Raw genomic sequence first — 17,655 nt, 5'->3', positions numbered from 1 at the left:
GAAAATAATGAAAAAGAATAATACTTTAGTTCAAGTTTTTGGCAAGATTGTTTTAAGTGCAAGTTTATTAACAAGCACGATGTTAATGGCATCTGGAAGTCATGGTGGAGGTCATGAAGATATGAGTAAAATGCAAAATATGGATATGAATAAAATGCATAAAAAAATGACAAAAACAAATAATCATATGGGGGATCATATGCATAATGGAAAAATGCAAAACCATATGAATTCAAATGGAAAAACAAACGAGCAACTGGCAAAATTAAAAAAGTCTAAAGAAGTGACAAAAACAAATGTGCAAAGTAAAGTAAACAATCATATGGGCGATCATATGCACAATGGAAAAATGCAAAATCATATGAATCAAGATGGAAAACCTAACGCAAAACTATAAAACACTAGACCATTAAAAGGAATAAAATGCAAAATATAAATGTACAGCATTTAAATAGAAGAGGTTTTGTCAAAGGTATAATTGCAGGAAGTATCATAGCCTCAACTCCTAGCTCTTTATTAGCTTCTAAAACCTATGCTAAAACATTAAAATGTAGTGAAATGAGTGGAAAAGAGTTTTATTTAACAATTGATAATACAATGGTTAATTATACAGGTAACAATGTTCTTGCCACAACTATAAATGGAATGCTTCCAGCTCCTACATTAAAATGGGTAGAAGGAGAAGAAGTTACAATACATGTAAAAAATAATTTACAAGAAGACAGTTCAATACATTGGCATGGAATTATCTTGCCTTCTAAAATGGATGGGGTACCTGGAATATCATTTGATGGTATTAAACCAGGGGAAACCTTTACGTATAAATTTACTTTGAATCAAAGTGGAACGTATTGGTATCATAGTCATTCTGGTTTTCAAGAGCAAACGGGTGTATATGGATCCATTGTTATTGAACCAAAAGAAAAAGACCCTTATTCTTTTGATGAAGATTATGTCATTGCTTTATCTGATTGGAGTGATGAAAAACCAAAAAATGTCTATAGAAAATTAAAAGTAGCAGGTGATTACTATAATAGAGTGGGTAGAACGGTTGGAGATTTTGCTAGTGAAGTGAAAGAGTTTGGCCTTTGGAATGCATTTAATGCAAGAAAAATGTGGAATAATATGTCTATGACAGATAGAGACTTATCTGATGTTTCTGGCTCTACTTATACCTATTTAATGAACGGGTATAATCCTGCTTCTAATTTTACTGCTTTATTTAAAAAAGGTCAAAAAATAAGACTTAGATTTATAAATTCCTCTGCTATGTCGTTTTTTGATATAAGAATACCAGGATTAAAAATGACAGTTGTTGCAGCAGATGGTAACAATGTTAAACCCGTTGAAGTTGATGAGTTTAGAATTGGAACGGCAGAAACATATGATGTTATCGTTGAACCAAAAGATCAAAAAGCTTATGCCATTTTTGCTCAAAGTATAGAACGATCTGGTTATGCTATTGGACATTTGACATATAATAAAAATGTTTTAGCAATGGTCCCTAAGATGGATGAAGTACCTGTATTAAGCCATGCTGATATGGGAATGGATATGAGTTCAATGGATCATTCTTCAATGGACATGAGTTCAATGAATATGCCCAAAACAAAACAAGAGCCAATGGACATGGGTTCAATGAATATGTCAAAAATGGATCATTCTTCAATGAATATGGATTCAATGAAGATGTCAGAAACAAATATAATGAAGCCTAAAAAAGCATATACGGGAAAACTAAGCAAAAAAATACCTATAACTTCTTTGGAAACTAAATGGGGTGTTCAAACAACTATGCAGGTTAAAAACCCCATGTATAGAATGGAAGATCCTGGCGTTGGACTTAGAAACAATGGTAGAAAAGTACTAACATATTCAGACTTACAGTCATTTAAAAATGCAAGTGATGAAGATAATTATCCTGATAGAGAAATCATTTTACATTTGACAGGTAATATGGAACGATATATGTGGTCAATAAATGGTATTAAGTTTTCCGAGTCAAAACCCTTAGAGTTTAAATATGGAGAGAGATTAAGAATCACCTATATAAACGATACTATGATGAATCACCCTATGCATTTACATGGGCTGTGGTCTGATTTAGAAACAGGAGATAATCAATTGGTAAGAAAACATACTGTTGTTGTACAACCTGGGTCAAAAGTTAGTATTAGAGTAACTGTTGATGCAAAAGGGCAGTGGGCATTTCATTGTCATTTGCTCTATCATATGTTGGGTATGTTTAGAAAAGTAATTGTGGTTTAAGGGAGAAATATGAACAAGTTATTAAAAATAAGTATAATAAGTGCAGCGTTGATTTCATCTTTAAGTGCAGCAGGAAAAGATGATCCTTTAAATTATAAAGTTACCTTTGACGCTTTACAAATGAAATACGATAATAATAAAGACAAAACCTTCGAATGGGACATGAATGCTTGGCTGGGATATGATTTAAATAAAATTTATATCTACAGTGAGGGTGAGCGAACAAAAAATGAAAATGAAAGTGAAAACCAAATTGTTTGGTCAAATGCCATTGCTCCTTATTGGGATATTCAATACGGTCTTGGAATTGATAAAACCAAAGAAAATACAAAAAATTGGGGAGTTTTGGCATTTTCTGGAATGAGCTCATATTTTTTCGAAATTAGAACGGCTTTTTTATTAGATGATAATGGAAATTTAGGTTTAAGAGCAAGTGCAGAAAATGAGTTTTTACTTACACAAAAGTTACGAATTAATGTAAATTCTGAACTAAGTGCTTATAGTAAAGATGATGAAAAATATGAAATACAAAGAGGCTTTTCTTCTTTATCTTTAGGAGCAAATTTAAAATATGAAATTACAAAAGAATTTGCACCTTATATAGGTCTTTCATATGATAAATCTTTTGGTGATAATTCTTCCAGTGCAACAAGTTTAGTTCTTGGTATTAGCCTTTGGTTTTAAGTAAAACTAATTAAGAATAAGAAAAAAAAGCATTCACCTTAAGTGAATGCTTTTTTTATGTGTGTTATTTACTTTTCTTTAATCGTATTCGTCAATCAATAATTTTAGATATCTTTTTCCCTTCACAGGAGCAATATGATTAAGCTTATTTAATTTCATAAAGATTCCTTTTTAAGTATGTAAGAATTTAGAAAAGTAAATGACGGGGTTGATATATACGAAGTCTTGCAATAAAATTTGTATCTTTTGAATATTGTATAAATAGTAAAGGTTTTATCTTCATACCTTTAAAAGTTTTCAATACCTTTGCTAAAATATTATCTTTTTAAGCAAATTTTCTTTTCATTATCTTTATAATAGAAGTTTTCAACGGTTTGTTCTTTAAACATTTTTATTAAGCTTTGTTTACGTTCTATCCAACTGTCATGTAAAGCACATTGTCCATTTTCACAACATACTCCTATTCCTAAAATACATTCATTGTTCTCGATATTTTCATGTACCGCATCAAGTACATCAAGTATTCTTATTTTTGAAGGTTCTTTTGCCAAAGTATATCCTCCTTCTCTTCCTCTCGTGGAAAGGATAAGACCAGCTTTTACCAATTCATTCATGATTTTTGTTAGATACTTATATGGAATATTCAACTGTAGTGATAACTCTTTTGCATTACATATTCTGTTTAGTTCAGAAATTAGACCAATAACCCGAATGGCATATTGGGAAGTCACATTTAATTTCATTTATTTCTCCATAGATATTAATACAATAAGTATATCATAGTCAATAGTTTATTACTACCTTAAAGTAGTAATAAACTTAAATTGTATATTACTACCTTAAGGTAGAATTATATTTAGTTTGCTAGTATTTCAATTGCTACCTCAAGGTAGAATATAAAATGAAGGAAAAAATATGAAATTAAGCACTAAATTATTACTGGGGGCTATGACAGCTTTTATGCTGAATCAAAATGTATTAGCTAAAGAAGTTAACGTTGACATTACTGTTCAAGAACTGGAAATAGAGATTGATAATAAAGGTACAAAACAAATGATGTGGACTTTTGGAGGAACAATTCCAGGTCCAGTTGTGCGCGTAAAACAAGGAGACACAGTTAATTTTAATTTAATTAATCTAAAGTCTAATAAACAAAGTCACTCGATGGATTTTCATGCAGCACAAGTTGATGTTTTAGATGAGTTTTCAGAAATTAAACCTGGAAAATCTAAGAACTATACATTTAAAGCAAATTATCCCGGTGTGTTTATTTACCATTGTGGGGCATCTGCTATGAGTGAACATATTGCAAGGGGAATGTATGGAGTAATTATCGTTGATCCAAAAGATGGGTATACCGAAGATTATCCAAAACCAGATAGAGAATATGTAATTGTTGAAGGTGACTTATTTGAGGCAGGTACAAAACCAAATGATATCACTATGGGTAAGGGCTGGAAGGCATCTTTAATTAATGGAAAGGTATTTCATTATGATCCCGTTCATGATTCAGATGCAAGTTTAACATTAGAGTCAAAACCAGGTGAGAGAGTTAGAATATTTTTTGTAAATGCAAATATTAATGAATCAGTAGCATTTCACCCAATTGCAGGAATTTGGGACAGAGTTTATGATAATGGTAATCCAAAGAACATTAAATATGGTATGCAAACTGTTGATGTTGCACCTGCACATGGAATGGTGTTTGACCTTATTAGTCCAAAGGGTAAAGATACTAACAATGCTTTGGTAAATCATAGAATGAAAAGAGCATTAAACGGAGCAATCACTGTTTTAATGAATCATGAAGATTATGATGGTAAAAAAGGCCAAGATGGTAATTTAGTTCTACGAGAAGAATAGGCGAGAGGTTAATTTATGCGTAAGCCATATCATTTGATGACTTATGATAATAGGATAGGAAAAAATATGAAAATAATAACAAAAATAGCTGTACTTATATTATTTGCTTTTAACATATCATATGCAGATATCAGAACTACAGTAAAAAACGATTGTGCTTCTTGTCATTCATTTAAGAAAGTTGAGACAGACTTCACTCAAAGATTAGAGAGAAAGGGATCCCCTTTATATTACGCAGGTAATAAATACAATGAATCGTGGTTGATTAATTGGTTACAAAACCCAGTAACAATTAGACCTGGTGGTTCATTTCCTCCTAATCATACGATTGTGACCGATGAGGGTGATATTATTGATGAAAAAACTTTACCTAAACATATGAAACTGTCACAAAAAAAAGCCAAAGAAGTGGCACAATATTTAATGACTTTAAAGGCACATCAAGATTTAATCGACAAAGTAAGCTATAAAGCCAAAAAGATTTCAAAATCTTCAGGAAGAATGAATTTTGCAAAATTTCAAGGATGTCTGTCTTGTCATAAAGACAGTTCTACTGAAGGAGGGCGTTCTGGCCCTGAACTTTATACTGCATGGAATAGATTGCAAGCTAAATATATAGTGTCTTATTTAAAAGAGCCACAACTTTGGGATAAATTTACCATGATGCCTAATAAACATTTAAAAGATTCAAAAATTCAAAAGCTTGTAGATTATTTAAAAGTAATAGGAGAAAGTAATGACAAATAAATTAAAACGAAGCATTATAAGTATCATGATACTTGCAAATGTCTATGGATTTGCTTCTGAAAAATTAAATGACAATAAGAGTGATAAATATCTAGGGAAACAACTTTACCAAGTATATTGTGTTCAATGTCATGGAATAACAGGTGATGGTTATGGCATCAATGTTGAAGATATGAGTGTTTTACCAAAAGATCATACCGATAAAAAAGAGATGATTACAAGAAGTGATGCAGATTTATTTAAAGCCATTAAATATGGTGGGAAGGCTGTTAGTAAATCAGCTTTAATGCCTGCATGGGAGGCCAATTTAAGTGATAAACAAATTGATGCAATCGTAGTTTATTTAAGAGATGTCTGTTGTTCAGATGAAGGAGAAAAATAATGAAACTAAAATATATAATATTTTCATTCTTATTTACTAGCAGCACTTTATTTGCACAGGTACATAAGTTTGATATGACGATAGAGGAAGGTACGGTACAAGTAACTCCAACTTTTAAATCAAAAGCATGGGGATTTAATGGTCAAGTACCTGGTCCTCTTATTCATGTAAAAGAAGGTGACGATTTAGAAGTAACGGTTATAAATAAGACAGCTTTACAACATACAGTCCATTGGCATGGTGTTTATCAAAAAAATTCATGGAAAATGGATGGAGTTCCCGGAGTAACTCAAATGCCAATAGAACCAGGAGATACTTTTACGTATAAATTTAAAGCAGATAAACCTGGAACATTATGGTATCACTGTCATGTAAATGTACCAGAACATGTTGGTTTAAGAGGTATGTGGGGAATGTTAATTGTGGACCCACTAAAGCCAACGCCTCTTGAAAAAGAAGTGACAAAAGAAGTGATTATGGCATTTTCAGGATGGGATTCAGAAGTTGCTAATGAATATGGAAAAGGTGGACATCCAAGAGATGTGAATGACTATCACTCAATTAATGGAAAAGCTTTCCCATCAAATGCTCCTTTAAAAGTTAAAGAAGGTGACGTATTAAGAATTAGATTACTTGCAGTTTCCTCAAATGTGGCATTTCATACGCACGGCCATGATATGTGGGTGACACACAAAGATGGCTTGCCCCTAGATAATCCCTATTGGGCAGATGTAGTTCCTTTACTTGAAGGAGAGAGAATAGATGTTATCGTTCGAATGGATAATCCAGGACTATGGCTTAACCACGATCATATAGAGCACCATACCTCAAATAATGGGAAAATGCCAGGAGGCTCCGTTCTTATTATAGAATATGAAGGTGTAGAAAAACCTGAGTGGTATGTATGGAAAGATCAGCAAGAAAGACCGGATTATTTTTTAAGTGAAAGTATGAAAAAACCTTATGGAATTCATAATACTGCTTATTTTAAACTTGATCCATTAAAAAAAGAAAAGAGAAAAAAGAGAAAGAAAAAAAAGAAAAACTAATATTTAGTAAACGTTTGAGAGTCATTTTTCTTTCAAACTTTATAAAGTCAAGTTCTATTTTTTCTCATATGAACTCTTACTCATTTATCTTATCTCAGAATTTTTAAATTTTGAGTATGAATCTATCTTATCATTTTTTGTTTCTTATTATAGATTTATCTTGTTTCTTACATCGTAAATCAATATACAAATGAATAATATCTAAAGCAGCTGGAGTAATTCCCGATATTTCACTTGCATTAAATAAAGTAGGGGGTTTAAACTTCTCTAGTTTTTCTACTGCTTCATTTGAAAGTCCTGGAATACCTATATAAGAGAAATCACTTGGAATTTTCATTTTAAGTAACTTTTTCATTTTATCAATTTGTTTTTTTTGTTTTTGAACATATCTATAATATTTTGCTTCTATTATAATTTGTTCTTTTATATAAGTATTTAATGGTTTTAAAGAAGGAACTAAAACATCAAGATCTTTAACCGTAACAGTTGATCGTCCTACAATATCCAATAATAAAACTTTATCTTTAATTCTATCTTGACCCAAGGCTTCTAATAATTCTAAGTTTTCTTTTTTTGAAGTAAACCATTGTTCTTTCATTAAATCAACTGCATCTAAAATAGTTTTTTCTTTTATTTTTACTTTCTCCAGCGTTTCATCATTTATAAGACCAAATTGATGTCCATAAGCGCTAAGTCTTATATCTGCACCTTCTTCTCTTAATAAAAGACGATACTCTGCTCTTGAAGTAAACATTCTATAAGGTTCAGTTGTCCCTTTTGTTACTAAATCATCAATTAAAACCCCAATATACGCTTCATCCCGTCGTAGAATAAAAGGCTCTTTTTTATCAATAGATAAACAAGCATTAATTCCTGCCATCAAGCCCTGTGCTGCGGCTTCTTCATAACCAGTAGTTGCATTAATCTGCCCTGCATTATAAAGATTTTTAATTTTTTTCGTTTCAAGTGTATGTTTTAATTCTGTTGGATCTATATAATCGTATTCAATAGCATAACCATAACGAACAATTTTTGCATTCTCCATTCCTTTTATAGAATGAATCATTGTTTTTTGTACATCAATTGGCATAGAAGTGCTAAGTCCATTAATATAATACTCACTACATGTAGCCGTTTGTGGTTCTAAAAATAACTGATGTCGATCACGTTCTGAAAACCTATTTACTTTGTCTTCAATACTTGGACAATACCGCGGACCTGATCCTTTTATTTGACCTGTAAATAAAGGGGCTCGAGCAAAGTTAGAAGAAATAGTTCCATGGGTATTTAAATTGGTATAGGTTATATAACAAGGGTATTGTTTGGGATTAAATTCATCTTTATTGGTTCTAAATGAGAAAGGAGTAGGTTTTTCATCCCCACCATGTTCTTCCATAACCGAAAAATCTAAAGAGTTACCATCAACTCTTGCAGGTGTTCCTGTTTTTAATCGTCCAACATTTAATCCCAATTCTTTTAACTGAGTAGATAAAGTTGACGATGGTAATTCCCAAGCACGTCCAGCTTCATAGGTCTTTTGACCAATATGAATAAGACCTTTCATAAAAGTACCAGTTGTTAAAATAACGCGTTTACTTTTAAACTCTTCTCCTAGTTTTGTTTCAACGCCACAGGCTTTATATTCACCCTCATTTTCTTTTATAATTAATGAAGTTACTTCGTCTTGATAGATTTCTAAATTAGGAGTATTGTGGCAAACTTTTCTCATATATGAACGGTATTCATCCATATCAATTTGAGCACGACTGCCTTGAACAGCTGCACCTTTTGAAGCATTTAAAATTCTAAATTGAATTCCTGTGGCATCCGTACATAATCCCATCTCACCACCAAGTGCATCCAGCTCTCGTACTAAGTGACCTTTTGCAAGTCCACCTATTGCTGGATTACAAGAAGCTGCCCCTATTTGTTCAACAAGCATTGTTATTAATAAAGTTTTTTTACCCATTCTTGCCGCTGCTAGAGAGGCTTCAATTCCTGAATGTCCTGCTCCTACAACTATTACGTCATATCTCATTTTGTCTCCATAAAATACTATTTTAACTCTTTAGTATTTTTTTATTGTATTATTAAGAACTGTGATTATTTAGCAAGTAAGATATAAGCTAAAATTAGCTTCTTAATATATTTTCGCTATTATAGCGAATATTTCACAAAAGGCAGACAGTGTTTACAGGATTAATCAGAGAAATGAGCCAAGTTTTAAGTTTACAAAACAGTACATTAAGTATAAAAGCTAAGTATTGTCCTAATATTGGGGATTCAATTGCTATTAATGGAGCATGTTTAACGGTTGTAAATTTAGGAAAAAATACTTTTGATGTAGAACTCTCACCTGAATCACAAAAAGTTCTTGCTATGGATAATTATAAAGGTTTGGTACATATTGAACCTGCCATGAAAATGGGTGATCGCTTTGAAGGCCATGTTGTTCAAGGACATGTAGATTGTATAGGAGAAATAAAAAGTATTAATAATACAGGTAATTCTAGTGATTTTATTATTTCTTTGCCAAAAGAATATCTTAAATTTATTATTCCAAAAGGCTCTATTACAATTGATGGTGTTTCTTTAACTATTAATGAAGTAATAAATGACACATTCAGATTAACAATTATTCCTCACACTATTAAAAATACCCTTTTCCATACCTACAAAGTAGGTACAAAAGTAAATATTGAAACAGATATGTTTGCCAGATATATTTACAATATGTTTAAAAACAAAAATGATCTAAGTTGGGATAGTGTTGATAAGATTATGGCATCTTATTAAAATAAACTTATTTCTTTTTTTCTTTAGTTTCTAAGCTAGAAGCTGTTTCTTCTTTTATATTTTCATAGGTATAAAAAAATCTTTTTTGATACACCTGTGAGTAGGGTTTTATTATAGCCTCTTGCATATCTGCCATTTTATTTATTTTTACAACTTTTCCTACTTTTAATCCCTTATAAAAAATATTATCCATTCCAGAAGTAGTAACTTCATCATCTATTTTAATATTAATCCAAATAGGTATATATTTAATTTTTAAATATTCTTTATTGTTTTTATTTTGATGCACAATACCCGGTGCTTCATTTTCACCAATATATACAGCATAATTTGATTTTTCATTCCCATTTAATAATGCCAAACTTTTATTATCATATTGAATAACAATACCTGCTGCATATTCATCATCTATTAAAGCAAGGATTTTATCATTTGTTTTATTTTTATCCAACCATACTTTTGTAAAATCATTGAATTTAACATAGGATAATACTTTTACAAGTTCCATCTTATGTTCTTGTTTTGTTATCTTTGAATCTTCTAACAATTGTTGGTATTTTGACTCATTTATTTCATACAAGTATTGGAAGTTTTTTAAATGCAGGTTTTCATCTCGATAATTTTTTATTTTTTGGGCTTGTTCAAAATATTCATCCATAAAATTTGAGCTTATTATTGTTTTTTCATAATAATAGTTTTTAAAAGAGTTTATAAAATTGAAGTTTCGAATAATTTGCCTATCTATATCAAAGATATAAGATAGGCTAAGTAGAATAAAAAATAAAAAGAATACTATTTTATTCAATGGAATACTTTATTGATTCGATATTATTTTTAATAATTGAGGTTCGTCTAATACGGCACTTGTACCATAAGCAACTGCTAATAAAGGTTCATCTGCAACGCGTACAGGAAGTTTAATAATATCTGCAATATATTTATCAAGACCTCTTATAAGTGCGCCTCCACCTGTTAGTGTAACACCATTATCAACAACATCACCTGCTAAATCAGGTGGCATGTCCTCTAAAACTGAGCGAATAGCAGATACTATTTCTCGTAAGGGCTCTTTAATAGCAGTCCTAACACCTTCAGAACCAAGTTCAATAGTTGATAATAAACCAGAGTTATCTCTACCTTTTACTTTGATTTTAAGTTCAGTATCTAATTTAATAGCTGTACCTATTTCAATTTTGATATTTTCAGCTGTTCTCTCACCTATATAAAGATTATAGTTTTGTCTAACATAATCAATAATGGCTTTATCACATCTATCTCCAGCTACTTTAATACTTTTAGATAATACAAGTCCACCTAAAGAAGTAACACCTACTTCAGTAGTTCCTCCTCCAATATCAACTATTACATATCCAGAAGGATCAGATACAGGAATTCCTGCTCCAATTGCAGCAGCCATTGGCTCTTCAATTAAAAATACTTCTCGTGCACCTGCACTTAAAGCAGATTCTTTTACTGCTTTTCTCTCAACTTGTGTAATTCCATAAGGAATACAAATGATGATTCTTGGACGGATAAAAGATTTTCTAGCATGTGCTTTTTCAATAAAATATCTGATCATTCTCTCAGTCATTTCAAAATCCGCAATTACTCCATCTTTCATAGGACGTACAGCTTGAATATTTAAAGGAGTTTTTCCTATCATCTGTTTTGCTTCTTGCCCTACTGCAAGAATTTTGTCAGTACCATATCTGTCATGCTGTACTGCTACAACAGAAGGTTCATTAATAATGATTCCTTTTCCTTTGATAGAAACAATTGTATTTGCTGTACCTAAATCAATTGCCATATCGCTTGAAAATAAACCAATGAGCTTGTCTAATATCATCTAATCTCTCCTTTAAGCTATGTTTGGTAGTTTGTCGTCTAGTACTACTTCTTTTGTAATTGTAATTGTTTTACCTTTATAATCAGGTAAATCAAACATGATATCTAACATGATTTCTTCTAAAATTGAACGTAAACCTCTTGCACCTGTTTTTCTATCAATTGCTTTTTTTGCTATTTCTTTTAATGCATCTTCTTCAAAATCCAAAATAACACCATCCATAGAAAACAGTTGCTGGTATTGTTTAATTAATGCATTTTTAGGCTCAGTTAGAATATGAACCATATCTTCCAAAGAAATTTCATTTAAAGTAGCAATCATATGTAATCGCCCAATAAGTTCAGGAATTAAACCATATTTTACTAAATCATCTGCTTCAACTAAAGATAAAAGTTCTTCCCCATCTTTTCTAGTGCTTAGACCTTGATTGAAACCTAAGGTATTTCCACCTTGTTTCTTTTTGATTATATCTTCCAGCCCATCAAAAGCTCCACCACAAATAAATAAAATATTAGTAGTATCTACTTGAATGGCATCTTGTCCAGGATGTTTTCTTCCACCTTTAGCAGGGACATTAACTGTTGCACCTTCTATGATTTTAAGCATAGCTTGTTGAACACCTTCTCCTGATACATCTCTTGTAATAGATCTGTTTTCACTCATTCTAGCGATTTTATCAATTTCATCAATGAAAATAATACCTGTTTCTGCTTTTTTAACGTCCCCATTTGCTGCTTGAAGTAAACGTGTAATTACATTCTCTACATCATCACCAACATAACCAGCTTCTGTTAAAGAAGTAGCATCCGCAATAGCCAAAGGAACATCTAAAAATTTTGAAATAGTTTGAGCTAAAAGAGTTTTACCCGAACCAGTTGGTCCAATTAATAAAACATTTGATTTATTAATTTCAATGCCCTCTTCAATTTCATCTTTTCTAAAAATTCTTTTATAGTGATTGTATACTGCAACAGCTAAAACTTTTTTTGCTTTATTTTGTCCAATAATATAATCATCTAAAATACTTTTTAGTTCTTTGGGCGTTAATAATTTAACTTCTTCTCTTAAAACAGGAAGATTAGAAGGATTAGAAGATTCTTCTTTTGTATGATCCATGATTTCATGAGCCGCACTTACGCAGGCTTGACAAATGCAAGCCTTGTCTCCTGAGATTATTGGATTTTCGTTGCTGTCGTTTGTCCCACAAAAATCACATTGAAGTTTGCTCATTAATTTTCCTTTGTTTTTCTAGTAAATGGAATGCCTCTTTTTGTATTGGATACAAAAGTAGCTAATTCAATTACATAAGTATTGTTTGAATTTTTGATTAAATCTTGTGCTGTTTCACTTAAAGGAAGTCCTGATTCAAAAAGATCTTTGTATGCAAGTTTTATTGCATTAATATCTTCTCTTGAGAATTTACGTCGTAAACCATTAAGATTGATACCACGAACATTTGCGTGGTTTCCTTGTGCTAAACAAAAAGAAGGAATGTCTTGAGTAACAACAGAACCTCCTCCAATCATTACATGGCTTCCGAGTTTACAAAATTGATGTATGGGAGTAAGTCCACCTACAACAACATTGTTTTCAATTTCTACATGACCAGCAAGAGTAGCTACATTTGCAAATACACAATTGTTTTTTATGATTACATCATGTGCAACATGAACATAACCCATAAATAAATTGTTATTTCCAATTCTTGTAATAGAACCACCACCAGACGTTCCTGGATTAAAGAGGGTAAATTCTCTAATTTTATTGTCATTTCCAATAATTAGTTCTACTTTTTCACCTGCATATTTTAAATCTTGAGGCTCACTACCTAAGGCTGCATGAGAATATATTTTATTGTTATCTCCAATACTGGTATATCCAGTAATTAAAGTATGAGAGGCAATAGTATTGTTATTCCCAATTTTTACATCTTTTCCTATAATTGTATAGGCACCAATAGTGACATCATCACCTATGATTGCTCCATCTTCAATTATCGCTGTCTTGTGTATATTGTTCATTTGTATTTATTTATCCATTATCATTGCTTTTAATTCAGCTTGTGCGACTAATTTGTCATCAACATATGCTTTTCCATCAAGAACAATCAAATTACCTCTTAATTTAAGAATAGCAATTTTATACACCAATTGATCTCCTGGTTTAACAGGCGCTCTAAATTTAGCTTTATCTATGCTCATAAAATAAATTACTTTATTTTTAAGTTCTTCTTGTGATAAATCATTGCTTTTAAGAGCCAAGATTCCACCTGCTTGTGCCATTCCTTCAAGAATCATAACCCCAGGGTAAATTGGATGTCCTGGAAAGTGACCTGTAAATGCAGGTTCTGAAATGGAAACATTTTTATAGGCTTCTATTGATTTTGATTTTTCCATTCCTGTTACTCTGTCTACTAATAAGAATGGGTATCTGTGTGGTAATATTTCTTGTATTTCCATTATATCTAACATTAATTTATCCTATTTTTTTCTTTAAACAATATTTTATCGAAAACTTTATTAGCTTTGGATAATTTGTTTTACTTTTATTGAGCTACCATGTTGTAAATAGTCTCTTAAAATTTGTGAATTACTTAAAAATAATGATTTATCCATAGTTTTATAATCATTAAATAAAGCCTGCGCAGTGACATTTTCTTGTAAAAATTCACTGTGTATTTGCCCTTTACCCATCTTATTGAAGAAAATATTTGCCAAACCTACAAAGGGAAGTTTTACCAATCGACTGCCAATAAAATAATCCAGTTTTTTTGCAATATAAGAAAGAGTAAAAGGTGTTCCAATAATTGCAGCTTCTAGTGTTGCAGTACCTGAACAAATAAAAGCATAGTGTGCCTTTTTTAGACTTTCATGGGCATTAGAAGAAAGAGTAAATGAAGAAATGTCTCCATAGGTTTTTTCTATATAATTTTGATCAAATTTCGAAGGAATAATTAAAACAAACTCCATTTGAGGAATTTTTTTGATTAATTCTCTAAAAATAGGCATATGATTTGTTATTTCAGTACGTCTGCTTCCTGGCATAAAAACGATACTAGAAGAAGAACTTTGCTGTGTTTTATAAGAAGTAATTTCATCTAATAATGGATGTCCCACGTAAGTAATTTTATCTTTTTGTGAATAAAAATCTTTTTCAAAAGGCAGTATTGAACATAATTTATCACAATACTTTTCAATTTTAGGAATTCTTCCTTTTTTCCAAGCCCATGCTTGAGGCAGAATATAATAAATGATTTCTTTATTGGGGAATTCTTTTTTAATTGCTTTTGCTAAAGGAAGATTAAAACCAGAAGAGTCCATTAGTAAGACTTTATCTGCCTCACGTGCTAGTTCAACCATTTCTTTTTTTAGTTTAAAAAAGAAAGGCAATTTTTTTAAAATATCAACAAAACCCATAACTGCAAGTTCTTCTAAATCATAAGATGCAGGTCCTAGTTTTTTATCAAAAATACCAAAAAATTCAGTTGTTTCGTCAAATTCTTTAAGCAGTTCTTTTAAGTGGATATTAGAAGAGGTTTCAAGAGCTGAAACCAAAATTTTCATATAATGTCTTCTTTTACATCTTCATAAATTTTTGCATTAAGCTCTATTTCATATTTGTCTTCACTTAAGCTATCTACTATAATTATAGGGGATAAACCATAAGGATTTTTAGTAATTTTATTTCGTGCGTTTAATTCTGCTTGAAAAGTAGGCGGTCCGTACATCAAGGCTTTTACATTGTCATAATTGGTACCTGCTATATCATTAAATATCTCAATAGGAATGATTTTTGTTTCTTCTTTATTTAAATAAGCAATATCGCCTCTTTCATATTCTATTCTTCCCGAATATTTTTTACGGGAAGAAATTGAATAACATAAAAAATAAGAAGGTACAGCAATTTTATTTACTTTTACTAAAGCACTTAATAGCCTGTAATTTAAAAACTTTTGTTTGATTACTTTGTAAGGAATGTCTTTTTCTTCTAATTCATCTCTTCTGTGATACAACTCTAGTCTGCTTTCAATTGATTCAGGCAGAATTTGATTGGAAATAGGATTAATCATTTCATCCATTAGTTTATCTTGAGATTCTCTTTGAGGACTTAAGCCAAATAAACAACCACAATAGTTTTGTCTGTATAAAGAATGCTCTTTTACTCTAATACCTTGCAATACTTGACCTTGTCCTGCACGATAATCTTTAAAAATAAATTCACACTTGTATTCTTCTGTGAGTCTTTCTCCAATAATTTTTAACTTATCTTGTGATTTTTTAGGAGAAATTAAAAGTGTTGAGGTAAATTTATCATGACCTAATTCCACTGCTTTTTGAACAGTGTTTTCTAATCTATCGTCATAACAAACAGTACAACGATCGCCTTTTTCAGGTAATAATTCCATACCACTTACTTTTTTAAGCCATGCTTCTAAATTATATGGGCCTTCAAGCAATTCAATATTGAGTTTCTTACATGAATATGCAACGTCTTTATATCTTAGTTGGTATTCTGCAAAAGGGTGGATATTTGGATCATAAAAATATCCAACAAGTGTTTCATCTGGGTATTCTTCTTGTATTCTTTCTAAAAAATAATGGCTGTCTACAGAACAGCAAATATGTACTAACAAATTAAACCTTTTTTAAAAGCAGGATGTTTTTTCTGCTATATTTAATCCTATTATAGTAAAATTCTTTCAAAATGATTGTAAAGAGAAAAAATGTTTAAATATTTAAGACTTATTCTTGTCCTTTTTCTATTTATTGCTTGTGCATCAAAAACTCCACAGCTATCTAAGAGTGCGACTATATTAATAAAAACACCCAAAATGAAATTTTATGACAAAGGTTTTATTTCTTTTTTCCCTTTTTACACACAGCTGCAAGTTTTTTCAGCAGGTTCACTTGTTTTGGATCTAAAAGTATATGCAGATAGAATTTGTAAAAGTACCTTTAAATGTTTAAGTCCAAAAGCTTTTAATGAAGAGTTTTTACATTCTTCTTATAAAAAAGACTTTTTCAAAAAACTAATTGAGCAAAAAGAAAAAAAAATCATATTTAGAGATAAAAAAAATCACATTTTAATTAAAATTTTAAAAGACTAAAAGGAAAAAAATGAAATATATTGGAGCACATGTTAGTGCAAGTGGAGGGGTATTTAATGCCTGTATCAACGCAAATGTTATTGGAGCAAAAGCATTTGCCTTATTTACTAAAAACCAAAGACAGTGGAAAGTGAAAGACTTAGAATCAACAGTAATTGATAAGTGGTTTTTAGAATTAGAAAAAACAGGTATTCAAACTAAACATATTTTACCTCATGATTCTTATTTGATTAATTTAGGACATCCTATAATTGAAAACAGAGAAAAATCTTTTGATGCTTTTGTAGATGAGGTAGAACGCTGTGATATTTTAACACTTGATCGACTTAATTTCCATCCTGGTTCTCATTTACGTAAAATTAGTGAAGAAGAGTGTTTGGATAATATTGCCCAAACGTTAAATAGAGTAATAGATGCCACTCCTAATTCCAAAGTAAAACTGGTGATTGAAAATACAGCAGGACAGGGTTCTAATATGGGTTATAGGTTTGAACATTTAGCGCATATTATTTCAAAAGTAGATGATAAAAGCAGAATGGGTGTATGTATTGATACTTGCCATATGTTTACTGCTGGTTATGATATTCGTACACGAGAGACTTATGATAAAACATGGGAAGAATTCTCAAATATTGTTGGTTTTGAGTATTTAATGGGAATGCATATAAACGACTCAAAACCAGAACTGGGTAGCAGAGTGGACAGACATGATTCCTTGGGGCTTGGAAAAATAGGCTGGGACAGTTTTAAATATTTAATGAATGACGATAGAATGGATGATATTCCCTTAATTTTAGAAACCATTAATGATGAAATTTGGCCCCAAGAAATTCAAGGTCTTTATGATTTGGTGGAATAAGAAACGAGGGCAGATACATAATTAATAAACAAAACATTAATCTTTTTATTATAT

Annotated in this window: 19 protein-coding genes; 10 read left to right on the top strand and 9 right to left on the bottom strand. The window is 30.9% G+C overall.

Annotated elements, in window-relative coordinates:
• Positions 1–7 precede the first annotated feature (7 nt).
• The 3 genes from HRT41_14855 to HRT41_14845 are packed head-to-tail and all read left to right on the top strand — an operon-like array spanning position 8 to position 2,952.
• Positions 8–397 (top strand): hypothetical protein, encoded by a 390-nt coding sequence (locus HRT41_14855; protein NQY25301.1) that lies wholly within the window; start codon positions 8–10, stop codon positions 395–397.
• A 26-nt stretch (positions 398–423) separates the two neighbouring features.
• Positions 424–2,268: a copper resistance system multicopper oxidase gene (locus tag HRT41_14850; GenBank protein ID NQY25300.1), complete on the top strand. Its 1,845-nt coding sequence runs from the start codon at positions 424–426 to the stop codon at positions 2,266–2,268.
• A gap of 9 nt (positions 2,269–2,277) precedes the next feature.
• Positions 2,278–2,952, top strand: coding sequence for a copper resistance protein B (locus HRT41_14845; protein NQY25299.1), 675 nt, complete (start codon positions 2,278–2,280; stop codon positions 2,950–2,952).
• Positions 2,953–3,269: 317 nt separating this feature from the next.
• Here HRT41_14845 and HRT41_14840 read toward each other — a convergent pair whose 3' ends face one another.
• On the bottom strand, positions 3,270–3,695 hold the full coding sequence (locus tag HRT41_14840; protein NQY25298.1) for an Rrf2 family transcriptional regulator: 426 nt from the start codon (positions 3,693–3,695) through the stop codon (positions 3,270–3,272).
• 172 nt (positions 3,696–3,867) lie between these two features.
• Between HRT41_14840 and HRT41_14835 the strand changes: the two genes are divergently transcribed.
• The 4 genes from HRT41_14835 to HRT41_14820 are packed head-to-tail and all read left to right on the top strand — an operon-like array spanning position 3,868 to position 6,993.
• Complete coding sequence (locus HRT41_14835; GenBank protein ID NQY25297.1) at positions 3,868–4,815, top strand: multicopper oxidase domain-containing protein; 948 nt, start codon at positions 3,868–3,870, stop codon at positions 4,813–4,815.
• A 15-nt stretch (positions 4,816–4,830) separates the two neighbouring features.
• The gene (locus HRT41_14830) at positions 4,831–5,562 is read left to right on the top strand and encodes a c-type cytochrome (GenBank protein ID NQY25296.1); all 732 of its coding nucleotides are present in this window, start codon (positions 4,831–4,833) and stop codon (positions 5,560–5,562) included.
• Positions 5,552–5,944, top strand: a complete 393-nt coding sequence (locus HRT41_14825) for a cytochrome c (GenBank protein ID NQY25295.1) — start codon at positions 5,552–5,554, stop codon at positions 5,942–5,944. Before HRT41_14830 ends, HRT41_14825 begins: the two co-directional genes overlap by 11 nt.
• Entirely contained in the window at positions 5,944–6,993 is a 1,050-nt protein-coding gene (locus HRT41_14820; protein NQY25294.1) for a multicopper oxidase domain-containing protein, read from the top strand. The genes HRT41_14825 and HRT41_14820 overlap by 1 nt, the downstream gene beginning before the upstream one ends.
• Positions 6,994–7,123: 130 nt before the next feature.
• On the opposite strand, the gene mnmG is transcribed toward HRT41_14820, so the two are convergent.
• Positions 7,124–9,031 carry a tRNA uridine-5-carboxymethylaminomethyl(34) synthesis enzyme MnmG gene (mnmG, locus tag HRT41_14815; protein NQY25293.1) on the bottom strand — a complete coding sequence of 636 codons (1,908 nt, stop codon included), beginning with the start codon at positions 9,029–9,031 and terminating at the stop codon, positions 7,124–7,126.
• Between the two features lie 149 nt (positions 9,032–9,180).
• Here mnmG and ribE point away from each other — a divergent pair, with 149 nt between their 5' ends.
• Positions 9,181–9,789, top strand: a complete 609-nt coding sequence (ribE, locus tag HRT41_14810; protein NQY25292.1) for a riboflavin synthase — start codon at positions 9,181–9,183, stop codon at positions 9,787–9,789.
• Positions 9,790–9,796: 7 nt separating this feature from the next.
• On the opposite strand, the gene mreC is transcribed toward ribE, so the two are convergent.
• Genes mreC through HRT41_14775 form a run of 7 tightly spaced genes read right to left on the bottom strand, consistent with a single transcriptional unit; the run spans position 9,797 to position 16,268 of the window.
• Positions 9,797–10,594 carry a rod shape-determining protein MreC gene (gene mreC, locus HRT41_14805; protein ID NQY25291.1) on the bottom strand — a complete coding sequence of 266 codons (798 nt, stop codon included), beginning with the start codon at positions 10,592–10,594 and terminating at the stop codon, positions 9,797–9,799.
• A 9-nt stretch (positions 10,595–10,603) separates the two neighbouring features.
• Positions 10,604–11,632, bottom strand: a complete 1,029-nt coding sequence (locus HRT41_14800) for a rod shape-determining protein (GenBank protein NQY25290.1) — start codon at positions 11,630–11,632, stop codon at positions 10,604–10,606.
• Between the two features lie 15 nt (positions 11,633–11,647).
• Entirely contained in the window at positions 11,648–12,865 is a 1,218-nt protein-coding gene (gene clpX / locus HRT41_14795) for an ATP-dependent Clp protease ATP-binding subunit ClpX (protein ID NQY25289.1), read from the bottom strand.
• The gene (gene lpxA, locus HRT41_14790) at positions 12,865–13,656 is read right to left on the bottom strand and encodes an acyl-ACP--UDP-N-acetylglucosamine O-acyltransferase (protein ID NQY25288.1); all 792 of its coding nucleotides are present in this window, start codon (positions 13,654–13,656) and stop codon (positions 12,865–12,867) included. The genes clpX and lpxA overlap by 1 nt, the downstream gene beginning before the upstream one ends.
• Before the next feature lie 6 nt (positions 13,657–13,662).
• On the bottom strand, positions 13,663–14,106 hold the full coding sequence (gene fabZ / locus HRT41_14785) for a 3-hydroxyacyl-ACP dehydratase FabZ (protein ID NQY25287.1): 444 nt from the start codon (positions 14,104–14,106) through the stop codon (positions 13,663–13,665).
• Positions 14,107–14,154: 48 nt separating this feature from the next.
• Positions 14,155–15,198, bottom strand: coding sequence for a lipid-A-disaccharide synthase (locus HRT41_14780; protein NQY25286.1), 1,044 nt, complete (start codon positions 15,196–15,198; stop codon positions 14,155–14,157).
• Positions 15,195–16,268, bottom strand: a complete 1,074-nt coding sequence (locus HRT41_14775; protein ID NQY25285.1) for an epoxyqueuosine reductase QueH — start codon at positions 16,266–16,268, stop codon at positions 15,195–15,197. Before HRT41_14775 ends, HRT41_14780 begins: the two co-directional genes overlap by 4 nt.
• Positions 16,269–16,466: 198 nt before the next feature.
• Here HRT41_14775 and HRT41_14770 point away from each other — a divergent pair, with 198 nt between their 5' ends.
• Both HRT41_14770 and nfo read left to right on the top strand, forming a co-directional pair.
• Positions 16,467–16,742: a hypothetical protein gene (locus HRT41_14770; protein NQY25284.1), complete on the top strand. Its 276-nt coding sequence runs from the start codon at positions 16,467–16,469 to the stop codon at positions 16,740–16,742.
• 10 nt (positions 16,743–16,752) lie between these two features.
• Complete coding sequence (gene nfo / locus HRT41_14765; GenBank protein ID NQY25283.1) at positions 16,753–17,601, top strand: deoxyribonuclease IV; 849 nt, start codon at positions 16,753–16,755, stop codon at positions 17,599–17,601.
• The last annotated feature ends 54 nt before the right edge of the window (positions 17,602–17,655 follow it).

Source organism: Campylobacteraceae bacterium, assembly GCA_013215945.1.
In the GTDB taxonomy this organism is placed as follows: domain Bacteria; phylum Campylobacterota; class Campylobacteria; order Campylobacterales; family Arcobacteraceae; genus NORP36.
This window is presented reverse-complemented; position numbering and strand designations above follow the sequence as displayed.

Excerpts from the sequence above, each read along its gene's own strand:
- HRT41_14855 (NQY25301.1), top strand. The coding sequence starts at position 8 with ATGAAAAAGAATAATACTTTAGTTCAAGTTTTTGGCAAGATTGTTTTA.
- HRT41_14820 (NQY25294.1), top strand. The coding sequence starts at position 5,944 with ATGAAACTAAAATATATAATATTTTCATTCTTATTTACTAGCAGCACT.
- HRT41_14840 (NQY25298.1), bottom strand. The coding sequence starts at position 3,695 with ATGAAATTAAATGTGACTTCCCAATATGCCATTCGGGTTATTGGTCTA.
- HRT41_14845 (NQY25299.1), top strand. The coding sequence starts at position 2,278 with ATGAACAAGTTATTAAAAATAAGTATAATAAGTGCAGCGTTGATTTCA.
- fabZ (NQY25287.1), bottom strand. The coding sequence starts at position 14,106 with ATGTTAGATATAATGGAAATACAAGAAATATTACCACACAGATACCCA.
- HRT41_14830 (NQY25296.1), top strand. The coding sequence starts at position 4,831 with ATGCGTAAGCCATATCATTTGATGACTTATGATAATAGGATAGGAAAA.
- HRT41_14770 (NQY25284.1), top strand. The coding sequence starts at position 16,467 with ATGAAATTTTATGACAAAGGTTTTATTTCTTTTTTCCCTTTTTACACA.
- HRT41_14780 (NQY25286.1), bottom strand. The coding sequence starts at position 15,198 with ATGAAAATTTTGGTTTCAGCTCTTGAAACCTCTTCTAATATCCACTTA.
- HRT41_14825 (NQY25295.1), top strand. The coding sequence starts at position 5,552 with ATGACAAATAAATTAAAACGAAGCATTATAAGTATCATGATACTTGCA.
- nfo (NQY25283.1), top strand. The coding sequence starts at position 16,753 with ATGAAATATATTGGAGCACATGTTAGTGCAAGTGGAGGGGTATTTAAT.
- lpxA (NQY25288.1), bottom strand. The coding sequence starts at position 13,656 with ATGAACAATATACACAAGACAGCGATAATTGAAGATGGAGCAATCATA.
- HRT41_14850 (NQY25300.1), top strand. The coding sequence starts at position 424 with ATGCAAAATATAAATGTACAGCATTTAAATAGAAGAGGTTTTGTCAAA.
- clpX (NQY25289.1), bottom strand. The coding sequence starts at position 12,865 with ATGAGCAAACTTCAATGTGATTTTTGTGGGACAAACGACAGCAACGAA.
- HRT41_14835 (NQY25297.1), top strand. The coding sequence starts at position 3,868 with ATGAAATTAAGCACTAAATTATTACTGGGGGCTATGACAGCTTTTATG.
- mnmG (NQY25293.1), bottom strand. The coding sequence starts at position 9,031 with ATGAGATATGACGTAATAGTTGTAGGAGCAGGACATTCAGGAATTGAA.